Raw genomic sequence first — 2,070 nt, forward strand, 5'->3', positions numbered from 1 at the left:
GCTGCTACTGGCGTATTCGGTGATATGTTGGAAATGGGTATCCTCGATCCAGCCAAAGTAACCCGCTCTGCATTGCAGGCAGCAGGTTCCATCGCTGGTTTGATGATCACTACCGAAGCTATGGTTGCCGATCTGCCAGAAGACAAGCCAGCTGGTGGCCATGGCCACGATATGGGTGGTATGGGTGGTATGGGCGGCATGATGTAAGTCATCCGTCCCGGTGAATTGTAAAATGGTCGCAAATATTTCTTCAGTTTGGTCAGCGCGTGAGCACCTCGATGGTGCCACCGCTGTTAAACAGTAGTTTTGCGTTATAGTTGCGGCCCCTAGTGGGCCGCAATTATTTTTGGCGATTGTTGATTGCTTTTAGTAATAGATTGCCCCCAATTTTTGCGATAGCGAATTTTTAATAAGCGTAAATTTGTTTAGTTGTTATCATTCGCTACCGGATTTTAAACAGAGATAGAACCTAAACAACCGTGACCTAGGAGAAACATCATGGCTTTTGAATTACCTGCACTGCCTTACGCAAAAGATGCATTGGCTCCCCACATTTCTGCTGAGACCCTGGAATTCCACCACGGCAAGCACCACAAAACCTACGTAGACAAACTGAATGGTTTGGTTCCTGGCACTGAGTTTGAAGGCAAAACTCTGGAAGAAGTGATCAAAACTTCTTCTGGTGGCGTGTTCAACAATGCTGCACAAATCTGGAATCACACTTTCTACTGGCACTGCCTGAGCCCTAACGGCGGCGGCGCAGCAACTGGTGCAGTGGCTGAAGCAATCAACAAAGCCTTCGGTTCATTCGACAAATTCAAAGAAGATTTCACCAACTCTGCCATCAACAACTTCGGTTCAAGCTGGACCTGGTTGGTGAAAAAGGCGGATGGATCTGTTGCCATCGTTAACACCAGCAACGCAGCTACTCCTTTGACCGATGCTTCTGTTACGCCAATCCTGACTGTGGATTTGTGGGAACATGCTTACTACATTGATTACCGCAATGCTCGCCCAACTTACCTGAACGCTTTCTGGGCGTTGGTAAACTGGGAATTCGTAAACGCCAACTACAGTAAGTAATTGGTTTTGCGGTACAAAAAAACGGGCCTCGCGCCCGTTTTTTATTATGCGAAATAAAATACTTGGCCTATGTTTGTACTGGCCGCTGCTATAAAATGCGCGCACACTTGTCACACATTTCGATCACTGTCTCATCGTTAAGGTATTTGTTGTTATGGAACGCAGAGAACCCACATTATCTACCGGCGGAGTATCTGAGCCGACGGAATCCGCACCGCGTCGTCAACAACCTCAAGCACACGATCATGATGACGATTTACCACCACCGGCACGGCCCTCACGCAAACCAACTCCACAATCGACTCCCGCCTATGCACAGGCGGCTCCTTCCAGTAGTGTGCCTGCGATAGCACTGGTGATTGCGTTGGTTGCTGCAGGTGGTGCTGGTTTCCTGGGTTGGCAATTGTTTCAGGCGCAAGAGATGCTTAAACAGGCTGATACCCGTATCCAAGGGTTGGAGCAGCAACTGAGTTTGACCTCGGAAGAGTCCAGCGCATCGGTAGTCACCTTGCAATCCAATTTGAAAAAAATGGATGGGGAAGTGCGCCGCATCGCAGGCTTGGTAGAAACCAATCGCAAAGCCATTGCAGCTAACACCGAAAAAACGACGGCCGTTGCGCGCGACGCCGCCAATGCTCAAAAATTGGGAACTGATGCAAAAGCGGGCGTGACTTCACTCAAGCAAGAAGTAGCAGCCAATAAAACGGTTGCTGATGCTGCCGCTGCAAAAATTGATGGCATGAGCACCAGTGTGAGCCAGCAAACCCAGAGCGTGCAAAACCTGAAAGAAGAATTGGATAAGATGCAGTTGGAGATGACTGCTTTGGATAGTTTGGCGGCGCGTATGCGCACCAATGAGGAAGCGATTTCTGCGATTGATGATTTCCGCCGCAGTACCAACCGCGAAATTTTACAAATAAAACAACAAATGGGTACTGCACCCAAGTAATTTCTCTCGCTGTCTGGCGCGAAAGTTGTGAAAATAAA

Annotated in this window: 2 protein-coding genes and 1 pseudogene; all 3 read left to right on the plus strand. The window is 48.6% G+C overall.

Features of this window, described 5'->3' with window-relative positions; translation table 11 throughout:
* A pseudogene (groEL, locus tag ACWA6V_RS20925) lies at positions 1-207 on the plus strand (chaperonin GroEL); the annotation flags it as partial.
* 291 nt (positions 208-498) lie between these two features.
* Positions 499-1,083 carry a superoxide dismutase [Fe] gene (sodB, locus tag ACWA6V_RS20930; RefSeq protein ID WP_449524298.1) on the plus strand — a complete coding sequence of 195 codons (585 nt, stop codon included), beginning with the start codon at positions 499-501 and terminating at the stop codon, positions 1,081-1,083.
* A 154-nt stretch (positions 1,084-1,237) separates the two neighbouring features.
* Entirely contained in the window at positions 1,238-2,032 is a 795-nt protein-coding gene (locus ACWA6V_RS20935) for a hypothetical protein (RefSeq protein WP_449524299.1), read from the plus strand.
* The last annotated feature ends 38 nt before the right edge of the window (positions 2,033-2,070 follow it).

The organism is Cellvibrio sp., from assembly GCF_053579595.1.